At 69.2% G+C, this 18,577-nt stretch carries 14 protein-coding genes and 5 pseudogenes; 11 read left to right on the top strand and 8 right to left on the bottom strand.

From position 1 onward, the window contains the following. Positions 1 to 193 precede the first annotated feature (193 nt). Entirely contained in the window at positions 194 to 1,429 is a 1,236-nt protein-coding gene (locus ABB07_RS40285) for an ATP-grasp domain-containing protein (RefSeq protein WP_208904015.1), read from the bottom strand. Between the two features lie 690 nt (positions 1,430 to 2,119). On the opposite strand from ABB07_RS40285, the gene ABB07_RS40280 reads away from it, so the two are divergent. The 3 genes from ABB07_RS40280 to ABB07_RS40270 all read left to right on the top strand — a co-directional run bounded on the left by ABB07_RS40280 (position 2,120) and on the right by ABB07_RS40270 (position 5,687). After that, positions 2,120 to 3,421 carry an MFS transporter gene (locus tag ABB07_RS40280; RefSeq protein WP_208904014.1) on the top strand — a complete coding sequence of 434 codons (1,302 nt, stop codon included), beginning with the start codon at positions 2,120 to 2,122 and terminating at the stop codon, positions 3,419 to 3,421. A gap of 185 nt (positions 3,422 to 3,606) precedes the next feature. Next, positions 3,607 to 4,875 (top strand): valine--pyruvate transaminase, encoded by a 1,269-nt coding sequence (locus ABB07_RS40275; RefSeq protein WP_208904013.1) that lies wholly within the window; start codon positions 3,607 to 3,609, stop codon positions 4,873 to 4,875. A gap of 299 nt (positions 4,876 to 5,174) precedes the next feature. Then, positions 5,175 to 5,687, top strand: a complete 513-nt coding sequence (locus ABB07_RS40270; protein ID WP_208904012.1) for a flavin reductase family protein — start codon at positions 5,175 to 5,177, stop codon at positions 5,685 to 5,687. An 86-nt stretch (positions 5,688 to 5,773) separates the two neighbouring features. Here ABB07_RS40270 and ABB07_RS40265 read toward each other — a convergent pair whose 3' ends face one another. Then, the gene (locus ABB07_RS40265; RefSeq protein WP_208904011.1) at positions 5,774 to 7,084 is read right to left on the bottom strand and encodes an LLM class flavin-dependent oxidoreductase; all 1,311 of its coding nucleotides are present in this window, start codon (positions 7,082 to 7,084) and stop codon (positions 5,774 to 5,776) included. Positions 7,085 to 7,138: 54 nt separating this feature from the next. On the opposite strand from ABB07_RS40265, the pseudogene ABB07_RS42170 reads away from it, so the two are divergent. The 5 genes and pseudogenes from ABB07_RS42170 to ABB07_RS40245 all read left to right on the top strand — a co-directional run. After that, positions 7,139 to 7,834, top strand: a pseudogene (locus tag ABB07_RS42170) (transposase family protein); the annotation flags it as partial. A gap of 25 nt (positions 7,835 to 7,859) precedes the next feature. Beyond that, positions 7,860 to 8,906: a transposase gene (locus ABB07_RS40255; protein WP_208904010.1), complete on the top strand. Its 1,047-nt coding sequence runs from the start codon at positions 7,860 to 7,862 to the stop codon at positions 8,904 to 8,906. Between the two features lie 162 nt (positions 8,907 to 9,068). After that, entirely contained in the window at positions 9,069 to 9,215 is a 147-nt protein-coding gene (locus tag ABB07_RS41435) for a DUF6221 family protein (protein ID WP_341845929.1), read from the top strand. Between the two features lie 54 nt (positions 9,216 to 9,269). Continuing rightward, entirely contained in the window at positions 9,270 to 10,112 is an 843-nt protein-coding gene (locus tag ABB07_RS40250) for an IS3 family transposase (protein ID WP_208904009.1), read from the top strand. A 172-nt stretch (positions 10,113 to 10,284) separates the two neighbouring features. Next, a complete protein-coding gene (locus ABB07_RS40245; RefSeq protein WP_425264843.1) occupies positions 10,285 to 10,533 on the top strand; it encodes a hypothetical protein in 249 nt (82 codons plus the stop codon). On the opposite strand, the gene ABB07_RS40240 is transcribed toward ABB07_RS40245, so the two are convergent. Beyond that, a complete protein-coding gene (locus ABB07_RS40240) occupies positions 10,492 to 12,459 on the bottom strand; it encodes a hypothetical protein (RefSeq protein WP_244189861.1) in 1,968 nt (655 codons plus the stop codon). The genes ABB07_RS40245 and ABB07_RS40240 overlap by 42 nt on opposite strands. A 228-nt stretch (positions 12,460 to 12,687) precedes the next feature. Next, complete coding sequence (locus tag ABB07_RS40235) at positions 12,688 to 13,152, bottom strand: hypothetical protein (protein WP_208904008.1); 465 nt, start codon at positions 13,150 to 13,152, stop codon at positions 12,688 to 12,690. Between the two features lie 364 nt (positions 13,153 to 13,516). Between ABB07_RS40235 and ABB07_RS40230 the strand changes: the two are divergent. Together ABB07_RS40230 and ABB07_RS40225 are read left to right on the top strand one after the other, a co-directional pair. Continuing rightward, positions 13,517 to 13,924 (top strand): annotated as a pseudogene (locus tag ABB07_RS40230) (TetR-like C-terminal domain-containing protein); the annotation flags it as partial. A 392-nt stretch (positions 13,925 to 14,316) separates the two neighbouring features. Continuing rightward, complete coding sequence (locus tag ABB07_RS40225; RefSeq protein ID WP_208904006.1) at positions 14,317 to 14,646, top strand: hypothetical protein; 330 nt, start codon at positions 14,317 to 14,319, stop codon at positions 14,644 to 14,646. 154 nt (positions 14,647 to 14,800) lie between these two features. Here ABB07_RS40225 and ABB07_RS41670 read toward each other — a convergent pair. Continuing rightward, positions 14,801 to 16,026 (bottom strand): annotated as a pseudogene (locus tag ABB07_RS41670) (IS701 family transposase). A gap of 94 nt (positions 16,027 to 16,120) precedes the next feature. Here ABB07_RS41670 and ABB07_RS40215 point away from each other — a divergent pair. Further along, positions 16,121 to 16,531 (top strand): annotated as a pseudogene (locus tag ABB07_RS40215) (IS630 family transposase); the annotation flags it as partial. A 76-nt stretch (positions 16,532 to 16,607) separates the two neighbouring features. On the opposite strand, the gene ABB07_RS40210 reads toward ABB07_RS40215, so the two are convergent. The 3 genes and pseudogenes from ABB07_RS40210 to ABB07_RS40200 all read right to left on the bottom strand — a co-directional run. After that, a complete protein-coding gene (locus tag ABB07_RS40210; RefSeq protein ID WP_208904024.1) occupies positions 16,608 to 17,369 on the bottom strand; it encodes a class I SAM-dependent methyltransferase in 762 nt (253 codons plus the stop codon). A 40-nt stretch (positions 17,370 to 17,409) separates the two neighbouring features. Next, positions 17,410 to 17,862: a hypothetical protein gene (locus tag ABB07_RS40205; RefSeq protein ID WP_208904005.1), complete on the bottom strand. Its 453-nt coding sequence runs from the start codon at positions 17,860 to 17,862 to the stop codon at positions 17,410 to 17,412. A gap of 133 nt (positions 17,863 to 17,995) precedes the next feature. Continuing rightward, a pseudogene (locus ABB07_RS40200) lies at positions 17,996 to 18,577 on the bottom strand (IS630 family transposase); the annotation flags it as partial.

Here is an 18,577-nt window from a genome sequence, read left to right as displayed (position 1 = left end):
CGTACCTAGGCGCCCGGTTGCCCGGAGACTGGGCCCGGCAGCCGGAGATCTCCGGGGGATGGCACCCCGGTACAGGCCGGGTGCCGGATTCGCGCGGAGCAGGGTCAGCAGGCCCGGTGGGGGTTCGGCCGACCAAGTGCGCTCGGCTGCGGTCCAGGGGCGGTCCGGCAGGAGACCGCCGTCTGCTGCGTGATCACTCCACCTCCGCCCAGACGTCGCGCGCGGCGGCCACGGCCGCGTTGTAGGACAGGTTCACCGAGTCGGCGACGGTGCGGATCTGGCACAGCGCGCCCCGGTAGTCGACAGGCGGGAACACCTCTTCGCCGATCTGCGCGCCGGGCAGGACCTGGGCGACGAACGGAGCGTGGACGGCCTCCTCGACGCCGTGCAGGGCTCTGAGCTTGCCCCGCACCGGCGGATAGACCGTCATGGTGGTGGACGCCCGGCCATTCTGGTTCAGCGACGGCAGCTCGGTGCCGAGCGCCGATGCGGCGAGGATCTCGGGGAGCGCGCTTTCCAGGCAGTCGTTCATCATCAGCGGGATCGCGGCGCCCGGGGGCCGGATGTTGATCTCTATGATCACGACGTCGTCGTCGCCCATCACGGCGAACTCGGTGTGGAGCATGCCCTGTTCGATCTCCAGGGCGGCCACACAGGTCTCGACGGTGCGCCGCATGCGGTCCTCGACCGACGCCGGCACCTGCACGGGGAAGCTGTAGGACACCTCGCAGAAGGCGGGGTTGGGGCCGATCTGGCGGTCCGTGACCCCCAGGTGGTGACAGCGGCCGCCGGTGATCAGGGTTTCCAGGCTGTAAAGGGGGCCGCGGACGTATTCCTCGGCCAGCAGCCCGCCGCCGAAGAACGGGACGTCGGCGCTGAGTTCGGCGAAGGCGGTGACGGCCTCCTCGGCGGTGCGGACCAGCGTGACGTTGAAGCTGCCCGCCCCGCGGCTGTTCTTGAGCACCACGGGGACGTCCAACTGCCCGGCGAATTCGACCAGTTCCTCCGCGCTCTCGGGGGCGCACCAGCGAAGGTTCGGGACCCCGGCCTCGCTGTAGAACCGGCGCGCCGAGCGCTTGTCGCGGATGGTGCGGACCGCGTCCGGGCTGGGGTACGGGACCCCGAGCCGCTCGGCCAGCACCGCGGCGAACTCCACGCTCCGGTCCAGCAGACAGACGATGCCGGTGGGACCGCCCACCTCGCGGATCCGGTCGACGAGGTCGGAGGGAACATCCGCGGTCATGGTGGAGGGCACCTGGAAGGCCCGTCCCCTGCGCTCGAGTTCATCGACGACCTCGCCACAGTACCGCGCCTTCGCGGCCTCGAGCGGCTGGTCGGTGATGTAGGCGGTGTCGATGCCGTTCTCGATCGCCCACTTCACATGGGACATTCCGGTGCCGGTCCGAATGGACTCGATGAAAAGCAGCATGGAACATCCCCCGATGCGGTTGAGCAGGATCGATTCTGTCCGTCGAGTGGTCGTCTCTCGGATTGGCGCGGTGACACGCCTCAGCCGACGTTGGTGGCGACGCACTGCTGTGGTTGGTACGGCGCTCGTCCCACAGGGCCGGTGACCGACGCCGGTTCTGGGCGAAGGTCCTGGCAGGAATGGCCCCTTTGGATGAACACACGGGGAACCATACGTCAGTTTGTAGGATCAGCAAAGATCTTGACGTGGCCCTGATCGACGACGTAGTGATAGGCGAAGCGGAACGTCCGCTCTTGCCGGGCGCGGCATCCTCGCGGGAGGCCAACCACCTTTCCGGCCGGTGGAGTTGACGAACCGGAGCGGGCGGCTGCGGCGCCGGTCCCGTCGGGGGTTCTGCCAGCAGCCCGGCCCCCGGGTCGTGGCCCGGCATCCGCGGCGGACGGTCGGAAACGCGCGGATGTGCACTCCCCAGACATGTGTACAGTTGCCCTGCCTCAGGCCGGAGTTGGGCCCCGCGTACACCACTTCCCGGGTCCGTGAACTTGCGGGGGCAAAGTGAACCTGCTTCAGGATGAGAGCAATCCGAGGGAGTAACTGGCGCCTCGGTGTGAACAGTTGACGCGACGTGTGAACCGGTGGTGCCACGATGAGAGTCCTAGCTAATGCCTCACCCGCGCTGCGGTGCGCGATATGAGATTCTCGGACAAGTTCGGTGCCCTGGCGGAGCGCAGCTTCCGCCTGCTGTGGATCGGCCGTACGACGTCGGCACTCGGCGACGCGCTGATGCCGGTGACGCTGGCGTTCGCGGTCCTGTCAGCCGGCGGCAGCGCGGCCGACATCGGGCTCGTCATCGCCACCACCATGGTCGCCCGCACACTGCTGCTGCTGGTCGGCGGCGCCCTGGCCGACCGGCTGCCGCGGCGTTTGCTGCTTGGCGGCAGTGACCTTTTCCTGTGCGCGGTGCAGGTGGCCGCCGGCGTCCTGCTGCTGACCGGCCACGGCAGCGTGACCCTGCTGCTGGGCACAGCGCTCTGTTACGGCGCCGCCTCGGCCATCACCCGGCCGGCCATCGCCGGCCTCGTGGCGCAGACCATCAGCGAGGCGAGGCTCCAGCAGGCCAACGGCCTGATGGAGCTGTCGCGCGGCGCCGCCCAGGTGATGGGACCGGGCCTGGCCGGCGCCGCGGTGGCGATCGCCTCGCCGGGCTCGGTGTACCTGCTGGACGCGGCGACCTTCCTGGTCAGCGCCGTCACCCTGGCGCTCCTCCCGCTCGCGCCGCCGGCCCGGCGCAGCGAACATACCCACATCTTCGCGGAGATCGCCGCCGGGTGGAGCGAGGTCGTCCGCCGCCCCTGGTACTGGGTGACCCTGTGCGGGCACGCCGTCTGGAACGTCGGCTCCAGCGCGTTCGCCGTCCTCGGACCGGTCATCGTCGCCCGTCAGGCGGGCGGCGCTGCCAACTGGGGCCTGGTGAGCGCGTGTATGGCCGTCGGCGCCCTCATCGGTGCGGCCGTCAGCATGCGCTACCGCCCGCGCAGACCGCTGATCGCCGCGCACCTGGCGCTGCTGCCGACCGTGCTGCAGCTCGCCGCGCTGACCGGACCGTCCCCGACGGTCGTGGTCATGGGGGCGGCGCTGGTAGGCGCGGCCGGGGTGGCCCTGCTGAACAGCCTGTGGTCGACGGCGGTCCAGAAGCTCATCCCCGAGGAGGTGCTGTCCCGTGTGTCGTCGTACGACTGGCTCATCTCCTTCACGGTGGCGCCGCTCGGGTACGCGGCGGCGGGCCCGCTCGCCGAGGCGATCGGCGTGACCCGGACGCTGGAGCTCGCGCTCGCGTTCGTCGTGGCCGGTGTCGTGGCCGTGCTGCTGGTACCGCGCGTCCGGCAGCTCCGGCAGAGCAGCGAGGGCGGACTCCACGGCTGGCCGGATCTCGACAACCGCGCATCCGACGACCGTCCGTCGACCCTGGCGGCCGCCGGAGAACCGCGGTGACCGTACCGGCCGCCGGCACCCGGAACCGCCGGCCGGTACGGCACCCGGCTCCCGGCCCTTCCTGACGCACGGCCCTGTCGGCCGTGGGTGACGCACGGCCCTGCCGGCGTTCGTCACGCAAGGTCTCCGGCCGCTCATGACACGTGGTCATGGGCCGTTCCCCACTCGGTGTTGAGGAGAAAGCTATGCCGTTGTCGTTGAGCGGTACCAAGATGGCCGGACTCTCCGGTCTGCGCAGCATCATGGAGGATGTCGCCGCGAGCACCGCCGGGGCCTCAGCCGACGAATGGCTCAACCTGAGCGTGGGCAACCCCGCCCCCGTCCCCGCGGCGCGGGACATGTGGCGGGCCGCCCTGGCGGAGTCGGCCGCCGAGGACTTCGACGAGGCCGGCTGCCGGTACGGCCCGTCCCGCGGCAGCCACGCCCTGGTCGAGGCCGTCGCCCACTACTTCCACCGGACGTACGGCTGGGAGCTCGGCCCCGAGAACATCGTCGTCGGCCCCGGCAGCCAGATGGTCTGCTTCGCGGCGGCGGCCCTCTTCGCCGGCCCGGGACTCCACGGCGACCGACGGATCGTGCTCCCCCTGGTGCCCGACTACACTGGCTACCAGGGGCTGTGCATGCACGAGGACGGCATCGTCGGCGTCGCCCCGCTGATCCACCGCGAGGGGGGTCCCCGTTTCCGCTACGCCCTCGACACCCAAGCGCTGCGGCGCCGCACCGACATCGGCATGATGCTGGTCTCCAGCCCGGGCAACCCCACCGGGCGCGCCCTCAGCCGTGCCGACCTGGACGAATTGACGGCGCTCGCGGCCGAGTGCGAGGTGCCCCTGTTCGTCGACAACGCCTACGGCGCGCCCTTCCCGCGGATCGCCGAAGTGCACACCGAGCCGGTGCTGAACGACAGCGTCGTCAACTGCTTCTCCGCGTCGAAGGCCGGACTGCCCGGCGAACGGATCGGCTTCGCGATCGGCCACCCGAAGTACATAGGGCCGATCGCCTCGTTCATGTCCAACTCCGTCCTGCACGCGCCGCAGCTCGCCCAGCACGCCCTCGCCCGGGTGATGGCCGACGGGCGTCTGGACGCCACCACCAGCACCGCGATCACGCCGTACTACCGTGAGAAGAAGCGCTTCGTCGAGGAACTGCTCGGCGAACTGCTGCCGGCGGACGTCGACTGGCGCATGCACTCCGGGGACGGCGGCATGTTCTGCTGGCTGTGGGTGGACCACCCGTGGTTCGACGACACCACGCTGTACCGCCGGCTCAAGGAGCGGAAGGTCTTCGTCGTACCGGGGCGGCACTTCTTCGTGGACCCGCTGCGCACCCCCGGCCTGGCCGAGCACGCGACCCGGTGCTTCCGCCTGAGCCTGAGCGCCGACGAGAAGGTGATCATCGAGGGCGTCCACCGGCTCGCCGACGTGCTGCGCGAGATGCGGGACGGGGCGGCCTGACCGGGCGGCCGGGCCGTCACGCCAGTTCACTTTCCACAACTTCGCGTAACCCGGCGTAATAGCCAATAACTTGACGTGTTGCCGCGTCACGTCGCTTCGCATCACGTCGCTTCACTTCAGCGAGGCCGTCGGGGCCGGTCGTCCATGTGCCCATGTCCTGCGACAAGGCCCCGAACGCGCCGCATGCGCCGGTTCATCGGCGCACGCACGGCCCCGCCCCGTTCGGTCCGCAGCGAGGACGCCTGCGCCCGTGAGCTGCCGGCTCTGTCACCGGACAGACCGGAGAAAGAGGAGCATCCATGACCATGTCCACCGGGACGGCGCCGGCCTCCGTGGGACCGGCGGAATTCCGGGACGCCATGGCGCACCTGGCTGCCCCCGTCACCTTGGTCACGACGCTCGACGCGTCCGGACGCCGCTGGGGCTTCACCGCGAGCGCCGTGACCTCCGTCTCCATGGAGCCGCCGCTGCTGCTGGTCGGCATCGGCCGTGAGTCCAGCTGCCACCGGGCGCTGACCGCGGCCGACGAGTTCGTGGTGAACCTCCTCGGTGAAGAACACCGCGCCACCGCCCGGGTCTTCGCCACCCGCGGCACCGACCGCTTCGCCGCCACCGGGGGCTTCGAACCGTGGCCGGGCGCCGGTCTCCCGTACCTGCCCGGCGCGACCGCCGCGTTCCGCTGCCGGCGCGCCGGGGTGGTCCCGGCCGGCGACCACGACCTCGTCCTCGGCGAACTCGTGGAGATCCACACCGGCACGTCCGCCGCGCCGCTCGTGTGGTACCAGCGTGACTTCCACACGCCGCGGCACTGACGAGCCGGGGCCGTGGGGCGGCTGCCGTGCACGGGACGGCGTACGACGCACGCCGTCCCGTGCCCACCCACGGCACCGCCTCGGTGCTACTGCCCGTCCGGTGCAGCGAGCGGCTCGAGTCCGAGGTGGTCGCGCAAGGTCGTACCGGTGTACTCGGTGCGGAACAGCCCCCGCTTCCGCAGCTCCGGAATCACCCCGTCCACGATCAGCTCCAGGCCCTCCGGCAGGTAGGACGGAAGCATCATGAAGCCGTCCGCGCCGCCTTCCGCCACCCACTTCGCGAAGCGATCGGCGATCTGCTCCGGGGCGCCCACCATCACCAGGTGCCCCTGCGACATCACCTCAGCCTCGATCAGCCGGTTGATGCTGTACTTCTCCTCCACGGCCAGCTGCCGGAAAACCTCGTACCTGCTCCTGCGCTCCTGGACCGTCTCAACGGCGGGCAGGAGTTCCTCCGGAACGGGCCTCGACGGGTCGAGTCCGGAGAGGTCGACGCCGCCCAGCTGCTTGGACAGCCACGCCATTCCGATATCCGTCCGGATGAGATGGCGAAGCTCGTCCTCCATCCGCAGCGCCTCGGCCTCGGTGCTGCCGAGGAGCGGGTGGACCCCCGGAAGGATCTTCACCTGCTCGGGGTCGCGGCCCGCGGCGCGGATCCTGGCCTTCATGTCGCTGTAGAAGTCCTGGCACCCGGCCAGCGTCTGCTGGGCGGTGAAGACCACCTCGGCGTGGCGTGCGGCGAACGACCGGCCGGTGCCCGACGAACCGGCCTGGACGAGCACGGGACGCCCCTGGGGGCTCCGGGAGACGTTCAGCGGTCCCTCGACCGTGAAGTGCTTGCCCACATGGTTGATCTTGTGAACTTTCGCGGCGTCGGCGTACACCCCGTTCGCCCGGTCCAGGACGATCGCGTCGGGATCCCAGCTGTTCCACAGCGCGGTCACGACCTCAACGTACTCGTCCGCCCGCTCGTAGCGATCCGAGTGCTGCGGCAGCGGCTGGCCACCGAAGTTCACCTCGCCGTGCCCGGAGGTGACGATGTTCCACGCGGCGCGGCCCGCGCTGATGTGGTCGAGGGTCGCGAACTGGCGGGCAACGTTGTACGGCTCGCTGAAGGTCGTCGACACGCTTCCCACCAGGCCGATCCGGCTGGTGCGCGCGGCGAGGGCGGAGAGCATGGTCAGCGGTTCGATGTGCGGGAAGCAGCCACTCGCCAAGTGGGTGCTGTTCAGAGACAGTCCGTCGGCCATGAGCAGGGCGTCGATCGTGCCGCGCTCGGCCAGTGCCGCGATGTCACTGTAGTAGTCCAGCGAGGTGGCCCCTTCGGCACGGCTGTTCGGACGGCGCCACGCGCCCTGGTGATGTCCGACCCCGCCGATCAGGGAAAAGAGGTGCATCGACTCTCCTGGTGATCAGTGTGATGGGGCCCAATCTACGGCAGTGCCAAGTACGTGACGGTGCGGCACCGCAGCCGGTGCCAGCACCGCCGGCCTCCCCTACGCGCGGGGTTCGCAGATCCCCTACATGGTGCGGAAACAGCCGGTGCCCGGCACCTGCCACTACCGCAGCTACCAAGGACAGCGCCCCTTTTAGCCGGTGTGGTGATCGAGTCGATCGAGCGTGCGGCCGGAACGGTCACGTTCTGCGCTCACTCCGCGGTACCGGCGGCGCGGTGCCCAGGATGCGGGGTGTTGTCGTGGCGTGTGCACGGCCGGTACGCGCGCCGGCTCGCTGACGCGCCCGTCGGCGGAGCCCCGACGGTGATCGAACTGGTGGCGCGCCGGTTCAAGTGCCTCAATCCTCACTGTCCCGCGGTGACGTTCGCCGAGCAGGTCGAGGGGCTGACCAGCCCGCATGCCCGGTACACGCCGCTGCTGCGCACATTACTCACTTCGATCGCGGCATGTCGGGCGGGTCGGCCGGGTGCACGGCTCGCGTCCGCGCTGAGCATCCCCGTCGCCAAGGACAAACTCCTTGAACTCCCCCGCGAGTTACCGGAGTTGCCACAGTCCAGCGTGCGCGTCCTCGGGGTCGACGACTTCGCGCTGCGCAAGGGCGACTCCTACGCCACGATCCTGGTGGACCTGGAAGAGCGGCGCCCGGTCGACGTGCTGCCGGGCCGGGACGCCGAGCCGCTGGCCACCTGGCTGCGCAATCACCCCGCAGGTCGAGGTGATCTGCCGCGACCGGGCCGGTGCCTACGCCGAAGGCGCCCGCAGCGGGGCTCCGCAAGCCCGGCAAGTGGCGGACGCCTGGCACCTGCTGCGCAACCTCGCCGAGGCGGTGGAGAAGACGGTCGGCGCCCATCACCCCTGCATCCGGACGGCGTTCACCACGGCCCCGGCCGTCACGGAGCCCGCCATCGCGTCCACGGGGATGGCGAAGCCGCCCGCGGAAGAGATGCCCTTCGTCCCGCCAGACGGCACCCTGGACGCCCTCGGGCGCCCGAGGCGGCTGGTGGCCCGCACCACCGAGCGGTACACGGCGGTGCAGCAGCTGCTGTCCGAGGGTCAATCTCTGGCCGATATCGGCCGCCAGCTGCGGCTGGACCACTCAACCGTACGGCGCTTCGCCCGCGCCCAAAATCTCGACGAGCTGCTGGTCAGGGCAACCAACCGGACCTCGATCCTGGACGAGCACAAGCCCTACCTGCACCAACGCTGGTGCGAGGGCTGCCATGACATCCCGCAGCTGCACCGCGAACTGCGGGCACGCGGCTTCACCGGCAGCATCCAGTGCGTCCGCCGCTACTTCCGGCCCTTCAAGAAGCCGCACAGCCCCAAGCCGAAGATCCCGCCCGCGCCTGCTCCCCAACCGCGGCCCGCGCCGAAACCCCGGCGCGTCCTCCGCTGGATCATGACCAACCCCGGACACCTCACCGAGACCGACGCCGCCGAGCTCAAAGAGATCCGGGCCGCCTGCCCACACCTCGACGCCACCGCACGCCACGTCCGCGACTTCACCGACATGATGCGCGACCTGCGCGGCGACGACCTGCCCGCGTGGATGGACCGCGTCCTCGCCGACGACCTGCCCGCCCTGCACTTGCTGGTCAACGGCATGAAGCGAGACCTGGACGCCGTCACCGCCGGCCTGTCCACGCCATGGAGTTCAGGCCAGGTCGAGGGCCACGTGACCAGAGCCAAGCCCCTCAAGCGCATGGGCTTCGGCCGGGCCAACCTCGACCTCCTCCGCAGACGCATCCTCCTCCGGACTTGAGACGGGCAAAAACCTCCCCCACCGCCGCTGGAGATCGCCGAGAATCCTCTCCTGGACGAGCTCCTGAGGTTCCTTCACGCCCGTTATGAGGCGGACAACCATGCCTATGCCGAGGTGACCTACCGCTTCGGGGGTGACGCAGTCCTTGACCGTCACCCGCCGATGCTCGACCTGGTCGACATGCTGGCTCGGAAGAACGAGACGATGGATCCCTCCGACACCCGCTCGGCTGGTCTTCGCTATGCCCTCCGCGTGCTCGCGCAGTCCTACGCCGAGCACCCCGATTACCGGGCAGAGTGGCGACCCTAGAACCTGCTCCAAGAGGAAGCCATGGAGCGTCACAAAATCCCCGACAGAGCCGAATTGGCTGACCGTCGACACTACGCCGCCAAGAACCGCACCCCCAGCCCGCGGTCGGTCCGCGACGCGGAGCTGAAGACACAGATCAGCCGGGTCCACGCCGACAACTTCGGTGTCTACGGAGTGCGGAAGGTCTGGCGGCAGCTGCACCGCGAGGGCATACCCGTGGCCCGCTGCACGGTCGCCCGGCTGATGCGTGACCTTGGGCTTGAGGGCGCCCGACGCGGGAAGAAGATCCGCACCACCATCCGCGACGATGGCCATGAGCGGGCCTCTGACCTGCTCAGACGCGACTTCACCGCATCCCGTCCGAACGAGCGGTGGGTCGCCGACTTCACCTATGTCGCCACCTGGTCCGGCATCGTCTACGTCGCCTTCGTCGTGGACGTGTTCTCCCGGGCGATCGTCGGCTGGTCGGCCGCCACCAGTAAGCGGGCCAAGCTCGTCCTCGACGCCCTCGACATGGCCCTGTGGCGCCGCGACCGGGCTGGCATTCCCGCAGGTCCCGTGCTCGTTCATCACTCGGACGCGGGCAGTCAATACACGTCTTTCGCGTTCACCGCCCACCTCCTCGAGGCCGGCATCGACGCCTCGATCGGCACCGTCGGCGACGCCCTGGACAACGCGCTCATGGAGTCCCAGATCGGCCTCTACAAGACGGAGCTGATCAAGCCCCGCAGCCCCTGGCACGGCCTGGCCGACGTCGAGCTCGGCACCGCGGAATGGGTCGACTGGTTCAACAACCAGCGCCTCCATACCGCCATCGGGGACATCCCGCCCCACGAACACGAGACCAACCACTACGCTCAACACCAGCCCCAACCGGCGGCTGGAGTCAACGCATAGAGCCTCCACCGATCCCGGAGAGCTTCACCATCACCCCCCTCACCTCTCCAGGGCGTGGAGCAGGCTGGAGCGGCTCCACACCACCTCCTGGCCAGCCCTAGCGCAGGGCGTACGCGTCGACCGGCAGGACCCGCGGCTGGCGGTCTTCTCCGGGCCCGGGGTGCGCCAACGGGTGCCGGGCCGCAAGCACGGCCTTGCCATGGACGTCCCCGGCCTGGTCATCGCGGTCGTGGTTCTCACCGCGAACATTCAAGTCAACACCGCGGGCGTCGTCCTGCTGGACCAAGTCGTCGCGCACGGCGCCGGCTTGGGTATCGACGTCGAGACCGTCGAACGCAGCCCCGGGCACCGGCCCGACGTGGCGGCATTGCCGGCACGGTCATCTGGGCTGCGTGCTGGTCCGGGAGGGGCAGGCGGTTGAGCTGGTCGTTGCTGGGCGGGAGGGTACCGGGGTCAGGGGTGTGCAGACAGGTATGGCGACTCCGATGAGTTCGACCAGGCCGTTGCCGCCGGTGGGAGGGGCGATTTTGGACCAGTTGTTGGCCAGCCAGACGTTGCCGGACTGGTCGAGCTGGACGGCGGTGAGGTGCTGTATGGACGTGCTGCGGTAGCCGTCGGGCGGTGACAGTACGGAGCCGGTGGAGGAGCCGGGCGGGCAGGCGCTGGTGTTCACGCCGCACAGGACGGAGACGGAGGGGGCGCCGAAGCCGGCGACCCACACGCGGTCGGATCCGTCGATGGCCACGGACCAGGGAGCGACGGCCGTGGGGAGTTCGTATACGCCGGTGACCTTGCCGTTGGGCCCGAGTTCGGTAACCGAGTTGCTGACCAAGCTGGGCACCCACACGTTGTTCTTGGAGTCGACGGCAAGTCCGAGCGGCCAGTCGAGCGAGGCGTCCTTGATGGGGGAGAACGAGGTCGGCTTGAAGTCAGGACCGATGACGGTGACGCTTCCGCCCACATGGCCCTTGGGCACGCGCGTGTCGAGGAGTTTCGCCCCGTTGAGGCGGGCGTTGGAGACCCAGGCCCGGCCGTAGCCGTCGATCTGGAGGGAGAACGGGTGGTCGAGGCCGCCGCCGGTGATCGTGATGGCCTTCGAGGGGTCACCGTGGGGGTAGACGATCACGCTTCCCTGGCCGCGGCTGCCCTTCAGGCCGTAGAAGTTGGCGATCCAGATGTTGCCCTTCTGGTCGACCGCGGTGCCCTGCGGGTGGTTCAGGCCGCCGTTCTTGAATCCCGTGCTGGGTGACAGCGGCTTCCCGTCCGGGGAGTACTTCGCCATGGCGTCGCCGCCGTAGCTGGGCACCCATACCGAGCCGTCGGGGTCGATGGCGATGCCCCAGGCACCCGCCTTCATGCCGCCGCCGCTGATGGGGCTGTTCAGGGTGGGGTTGCCCACCGGGTCCTGCACGGTGACGTAGGGGCTGGGGTTTCGTGTTCCGGGCAGCCAGTTGTTGGAGGCCCAGACGTTGCCCTTGGCGTCGATGGCCATCCGGCCGGGGGCGTAGACGTCGGGGGCGGTGTAGTGCAGGGCCAGGACCCAGGCTTCCGGTGCCGCAGTGAGCGCAGGGGTGTAGGTGTGCGCTCGGCCGGCCAGGGCGTACAGCTTGCCGGTGGCCAGTCTCGGGTTGTGAGCGAGGTTGAGCACAGCTTGTGTCGTGTCAGCGGGAGTGATCCCGTGCTGCGGTGTTGCCAGACGCAGCATGTCCTGGCACCGTCGGGTGTCCGCTCCCGGCGCGCACAGGGAGACGAGGTTGGCCAGGGTGCCCAGGGTGGCCAGGGTCTCATTCCTGGTGCCGTTGTTCTGGTCGGTGACGAGGTTGCCGGGTTTTCCCGAGGCCGGGTCGGCGAGAGTGTAGGACGTGGCCGCGGCGTTTTGAAGGCCGGGGCTGGGCCCGGTGATGCCGTGCTGTCCGGTGAACTGGGCCAGTGCGTACGTGGCGGCGACCGTGGTGAATTCGTTGACCGTGACAACGGATTGCCAGCGCTGCGGCACGCCGCCGCCGGGGCCGACTCCCACGACGGAACGCAGACGCAACGACCGGCCGCCATGGGGCGCGGCGTCGACGTACACCACCGAGCCCGTGGGATGGGTGGACCGAATCTCGAAGGCTCCCCTGGCGTCGGTCGTGGCGCGCCCCAGCTTCCGGACGCCCTGGCGGTCTCCAGTGAAGAGAGTGACGTCCGCGTGAGGCAGCGGTATTCCCGCGCTGGTGACGGTGCCATGCAGCGCCGGCGGCGCGCTGGGAGGCGTGGCAGCAGGTAGTCCCGTCAGGGCCAGTGCCGTGGTGGCCAATGCCGCCAGGGCAGTGACCGGCCGGTGCCAGGAGAGCTTGGCCGGTGCCATGACGCGCGACGGGTGGGGTGCGGCTCTGCGGGGGCACTGCATAGCGATAGCGGGAGGCACGGTCAGGTCCTCTCGTGATGTCGGCCTGATGCTGAGCCTTCGCCTGCGGACCGACTACCCGACGCGACGCGCTAAAGAGTGTCACTGCGTGTTCGCAGGGAGGACATCCTGTCGGGTCGGGCGCTCGGAACGGCGATGATCAGACACCTGGGTTCCGGCGCGGCCGACCTATGCGCTGCTGTCGTCCGCGCTTTCCGCGTTGTCGGGGTCGCGCAGCGTGAACCATCCGATCTTGCGGCCGGCCAGCCAGATCAGGCCCAGGTACAGGCCCGGGCCGACCTGACGGAGCTCGTCGCGCACGCCTCCGAACACCAAGGACGTGTGGGAGTAGTCGATGACGATGCACTCCTGGTCGTCCAGACGGCTCGGGCCAGGCCCGACCGTGGCCACGATGGACAGGATGTCCAGCGCGGTGAGCCGGTTACTGAGGTAACCGTCCGGGCTGAAGACCTTGCCCCGCCACGCGGTCAGATTCACCAGACTGGCGAGCAGCCACGCTCCCGCCCGACCCGCCACAGGGAAGACCGCCAGGCCCTCCATCGGACCTTTGGGGATCTCACCGGCCGGACTCTTGCGAAACAGCTCATCAAGCCGTTGATCGTCGGATTTGAGCAGTTCAGCCTCTGTAGTCATCTCAGCCCTCCTCACTCCGACACCCGTGCGTTCATGGACTGGTCTGCGAGCAACTGGCACGCCAGGCGCGCTCAGCGGCCATCCGCTCGCCCCGCGCTCAGCGAAGCCACCGACGCGAGCAGCGGAAGGCACCACGAATTCATGGCTCTCACCAGTCCAACCGCAAGATCACCGACTTGGCATGTGATCCGCCGCTGTGTCCATCCTGAACCCCCGTGGCGGGGCTCACCACCGCTGCCCCGAACCCCGCTACGCCCCAGAGCCTGGGCGCACAGGAGCACAGCTCCTCACAAGGTCGAGACTCGCGAGCGCGGCGGGCCCGCACACCTACGCGGAACCCGTTGTGGAACATCCGATGACCGCCGCCGTGCCGGTGCCGACCGCGACCTCCGCCGCGGACGGACCTCGCGCCTGGGTCGCCGCCCTGGCCCGCGCCTACCTCGGCTTCGCCGAGCACAACCCGGCGGTCTACGACGCCTTGTTCCAGCTCGACGGCGGCCTGGCGTACGCGCAGGAGGACACCCCGGAGCCACTGAAGGACGCCTTCGCCGCCCTGCTCGAGTGCCTCGCCGAGGTCGCCGGGGACGGCATCGACCCGGGACTGTTCACCGAGGTGTTCTGGGCGTCCCTGCACGGGCTCGCCACCCTGACTCGAGCGGGCCGCCTGCTGCCCGAGGATGCCGAGCCGAGGGTGGAACACCACGCCGACGTGTCCTTACGAAGCGATCTCTGTTCGCTCATCCCAATGAGTGGCCGTGTCCCGGGGCACTGAGCGGCCTATCAGTCAAATCCACACGTACGGCATGAGCGCTTCCAGCCACACCCAGGCCCCTGGGTGTGCCGATCGTACGAAGGACCGGAATCAACCCGCCAACAAGGTAAGGAGCGCTTTAGCTGGCCTGCGAGCGCGGCACCCCGCCGCTGGTGACCGGCAACCACGGGGCGCCGAGCACCACACACTCCGCGTCTTCGTGTCCCGATCACGACACGTAGCATGACGCCGCCGAGCCGTAATAAAAGGGGGCCTGACCTGTGGCAGGTGGTGCACCGATCATCCCGCTCCTGGCGTTCGTTCTAGTGTCGCATCAGGCAACGTCCGCCGTGTCGACCCAAGCTTGTGCTGACTCTGACGGGGCCGGACAATCTGCTGACGAAGGGGGAACGATGAATCTCAAGGACGCCAAGGACCAGATCGAGCGCGAGCACGCCGAGCTCACCGGCACCGAGAAGATCAAAGCGATCAAAACCCTGAGGAGTCAGAGCGAGGCCGCCAAGAAGGACGGCACTGCGGACCAGTGGTCATCGGTCGCCCGATCTTGGGGATTCGTCGCCGCTGTCTTCATCGGCATGCGCGCCCTGGCCTGGGCCGTCTGGGACGTTCCCTTCGACGCCCCACACTGGTACGACGCGCTCTTCGTCGTGCAGCTGATCTTCGGCGTCGCGCTGGTCACCCGTGCCTACAAGCGCCACCGGGACGTCTCGCCTCCTAGGTGAAGGCTCAGCCCGTCATAGTCAGCGCAAGCTGTGGTCGACACGGGAACGTTGCCTGATGCGGCACTAGTAGGACTCCGATAGGTCTGTCTTGATCTTGGCGTGGTCCTGCCGGGCAGAGGTTGGTGGCAGGTGGTGCAGACGCCGGTCCAGCAGTTCAGCAGGTCCTGAAGGGTGTCGAGGATCTGGTAGAGGGTGAGTCCGGTGTGTCGGCTTTTGGGGCCAGCCGCTGTTCGGTGAGGAAGGCGTGGGCGGCGGTGACCAGGGGGGCGTGGTGGTGCCAGCCGTTCCAGGAGCGGCCTTCGAAGTGGTCCAGGCCCAGGCCGTGCTTGAGTTCGCGGTAGTCGTGCTCGACGCGCCAGCGGATCTTCGCCAGGCGGACCAGCTCCGGGATCGGGGTGTCGTCGGGCAGGTCGGACAGCCAGAAGCGGGTCGGCTTGTCCTCGCCGTCGGGCCATTCGGCCAGCAACCACACCTCGGGCAGGGCGCCGTCCCACCGGCCGTGCTCGGCCACCGCGGCTGCCTGAGCCAGGCGACGCGGACGGACACCAGCCGGCCGGACCTGCACCGCAAGGAAGCGGGAGGTCATCGGAGAGCGGGAGGCCTTCCCGCCAGGTCACCTCCGCGAAGGCCTCCCGTCCTGCGGCCGCAGCCAGTTCCGCCACCGGCACCGGCGGCCGGCGGTAGCGGGGCACCGGCCGCCGGCCGTTGCCGGACCAGGCGGGGGCGTCGGGGAGGGCGTCATGGGGCTGGACGGTCAGATCGCCGCGGATGCCGACCACATAACGATCCCCCGCTCGGCCAGCGCTGCGCGGAAGTCCGCGTTCTGGCCGTAGCCGGCGTCCGCCACCACGAGCGGCGGCACCAGCTGCCAGGTGGCCAGTTCGTCCAGGGCGTCCTCCGTCGCCGGACGGCGTCATCGGCCCACTCCTTGGGCAGGAACAGCCGCCAGTTCAGCGGGCACTACGCCGTGTCGGAGACCGCGTGGACACTGACCGCGACCTGGCAATTGGCCTGCTTGCCCAGCGCACCGCAGTACTGGGGAGCAACCCCGACCGACATCCTGCCGTCCTTGGGGAACGACACGTCATCAACCGCCCAGGCGTCCGCGCCGATCTGCGGCACCAGCCGCTTGGCGATCCGCCGGCGTACCGGCACCGGATCCCACGTGGACTGGTTCACGAACTGCTGCAGGTTCTGCTCGTTGCCGTCCGGCAGCCGCGAGGCCATGGCCTGGATGGACTTGCGGCGGCCGTCCATCATCAGTCCCCGCAGATAGCAGTCGCCCTTGGCCCGCTGGTCCTTGCGCGGTATCGAGGCGAACACGTCCGCCACGAATAACGCCAACTTCGCCCGAACACGATTGACTTCATGTTCGTCCACACAGTCCTCATGCCCCTGAACACTGCAGGCAGACAGACCTAACGGAGTCCTACTAGTGCCGCATCAGACAACGTTCGCCCTCTTGTGACAAGGAGCCGCCTACGACCTCGCCAAGGACCAGCTCTACGGGCACATCAAGAAGACCAAGAACCGCTCCAAGTTCCTGGAGTTCTGCCGCTACCTGCGCTCACTCCACCCGGCGGAGGTGCGCATCGCAATCGTCTGCGACGACTACTCACCGCACCTGACGACGAAGCGATGTCAGCGGGTCGGGACCTGGGCCGCGGCGAACAATGTCGAGATCGCCTACACCACGACCAACAGCTCTTGGCTCAACCGGATCGAGGCCCAATTCACCGCACTGCGCTACTTCGCCCTCGACGGCACCGACCACGCCAGCCGCAAAGAGCAGGGCAGCATGATCAGCCGCTAGATCATCTGGTGGAACAAGCATGCCGCCGACGAACGGCTACGCAGGGTCGTCACCAGAGCGAACGTTGCCTGATGAGCACCAGGCGTCCGTGCGACGAGCCCCGTCGAGGCCGACTCATGCCCATCCTCTGCGCGGGCGCGTCCTGCGTTCAGGCCGCGCCACGGAAGACGTACGCCGTCATCGGGGCGGTGACCGGCCCCGGGCCCAGACGGGCTGTCATCTCCTCGATGACGGTGGCCCGGACGGCCGGTCCGTCGCCGCGCTCCTCAACTGCCGCGCGCACCGGTGTCCCGGTGAGGTACCCGGTGGCAAGGTCGGCGGTCGACGCGGCCCGGCCCTGAAGCGTCAGCTCCTGCTCGTACTCGACAGCGAACCCGGCGGCCGCCAGATCAGCGGCCACGACAGCGGGGTCGGCATAGCCGTGCGGAACCGTCTGGAAGAACCGTGGCGGGTCGACCGGAAAGGCCCGCTCCAGCCCGGCCTGCAGCGCGACTTCGAAGGCGTGCGTCCCGAGCGGGCCCCAGGTGTTGAAGAGGAACTGGCCGCCCGGGGCCAGCACCCGGCGGACCTCGGTCAAGGCCTCGATGCGGTCGGGAAAGAACATCACACCGAACTGGCAGACCACCAGGTCGAAGCCTCCGTCCGGGAACGGCAGCCGCTGCGCGTCGGCCTGCCGCCACACCGCGCCAGGGGCCCGGGTCGACCCGAAAGCGACCATGGCCTCGTTCAGGTCGGTGGCCGTCACCTCGGCCGAGGGTGCCGCTGCGAGCAGTTCCGCTGTCAACACGCCAGTCCCCGCAGCCAGTTCGAGGACTCGCCCAGGGTGGAGTGCCGCTGCCCGGGCGCTCAGGTCTTCGGCGAAGGGCCGGAAGACTACCGGCACGAGGTACTGCTCATAGGCCGCCGGCATGGATCCGGACCACCGCCGGTCGGCATTGATTCCTGTCACCTCATGACGGTAGCGCCGCGTCAGGAAGCCTCTTCCCCGCCGCGCCGCCATGCACCCTGGAGCTAGCCCCGCCTGACAAAGTGGCAGGGTAAACGTTCTCTGACGCGGCACTACTGAACTTGAACTCGTGATGTCGGGTGGTCAGCTGCTCGTGCCGCGGTGCGCGAATGGGTCGGTGAGCTGTGCTGCGGGCGGGGTGGTGATGAGAAGCGTGCTGGTGCGCCCGGCCGTGCCGTGTGCTCAGCTCCAGGCAGAGGCGGGTGACATCGGCTGTGCGGTTCAAATAGGGCAGGCCGCACCACGGGCCGATGACCAGCACCCAGCCGTTGAGCGCGGGAGTGACCAGCACGCGTGAGAAGCGCTCAGCAGGCTCGTGGGCGATGCGGTCGATCAGCTCCGCGCCGGCGGACCAGGACGTCTCGGTGACCTGGGTGAGGCCGATCTGATCAACCACTTCCGTCCGGTCCTGGGTGCGGACCGCCAGCCAGGAGAGCCAGCAGCTGGTGATCGCCTGGGGCGGCTCGGGTGTCATGACCCGCAGCGTAACCGGGCGCGGCGCCCCGCTCGGTGGCGTCACGCGCGAGTTGATCCAGAGCGAGGCCGGTGCCCGCAAGGCATCCGTCGATCACGTCCGGGCGGTACTGGAGCCTCTTGAGCCTGCGCTTCACGGCCTGGGTGACGTCTGAGAGGTTGGCCGCCGCAAGGTTGCCGATGTCGCGCTTGACCAGCGACCAGACCCCTTCCGACGGGTTCAGATCGGGCGCGTAGGTGGGCAGCTGGAAGACCGTGAGCCACTCGGCGTTCGCGTCGATGAACTCGCGAAGCGGCTTCGTCAGGTGCAGCCGGACGTTGTCCCAGACCAGCACGATCGGGCCCCCGAGCTGGATGCGGGCGCGGACGATCAGGTCCCGGAAGTCACACCAGCCGAAGCCTTTCGGCTGGTCCTTGCGCCCGGTGTACTCTCGGACCGCGAAGAACAGACGGGACCGCTGGCCGGGTCTGTAGCAGGTCATGCCGACCATCGACACCCGCCCGGAGCCTCGACCGCGCACCCTCACAACCGGTGTGCAACCCCGACGCCCCCAGCTTCTGGCGCGCGGCGGAGTCAGCGACTGTCCGGCTTCGTCCTCGAAGACCAGCCAGGCCCCGCGCTCCGCCGCGATGCTCTT

This window comes from Streptomyces incarnatus (assembly GCF_001027185.1).
GTDB classification, from domain to species: domain Bacteria; phylum Actinomycetota; class Actinomycetes; order Streptomycetales; family Streptomycetaceae; genus Streptomyces; species Streptomyces puniciscabiei.
This window is presented reverse-complemented; position numbering and strand designations above follow the sequence as displayed.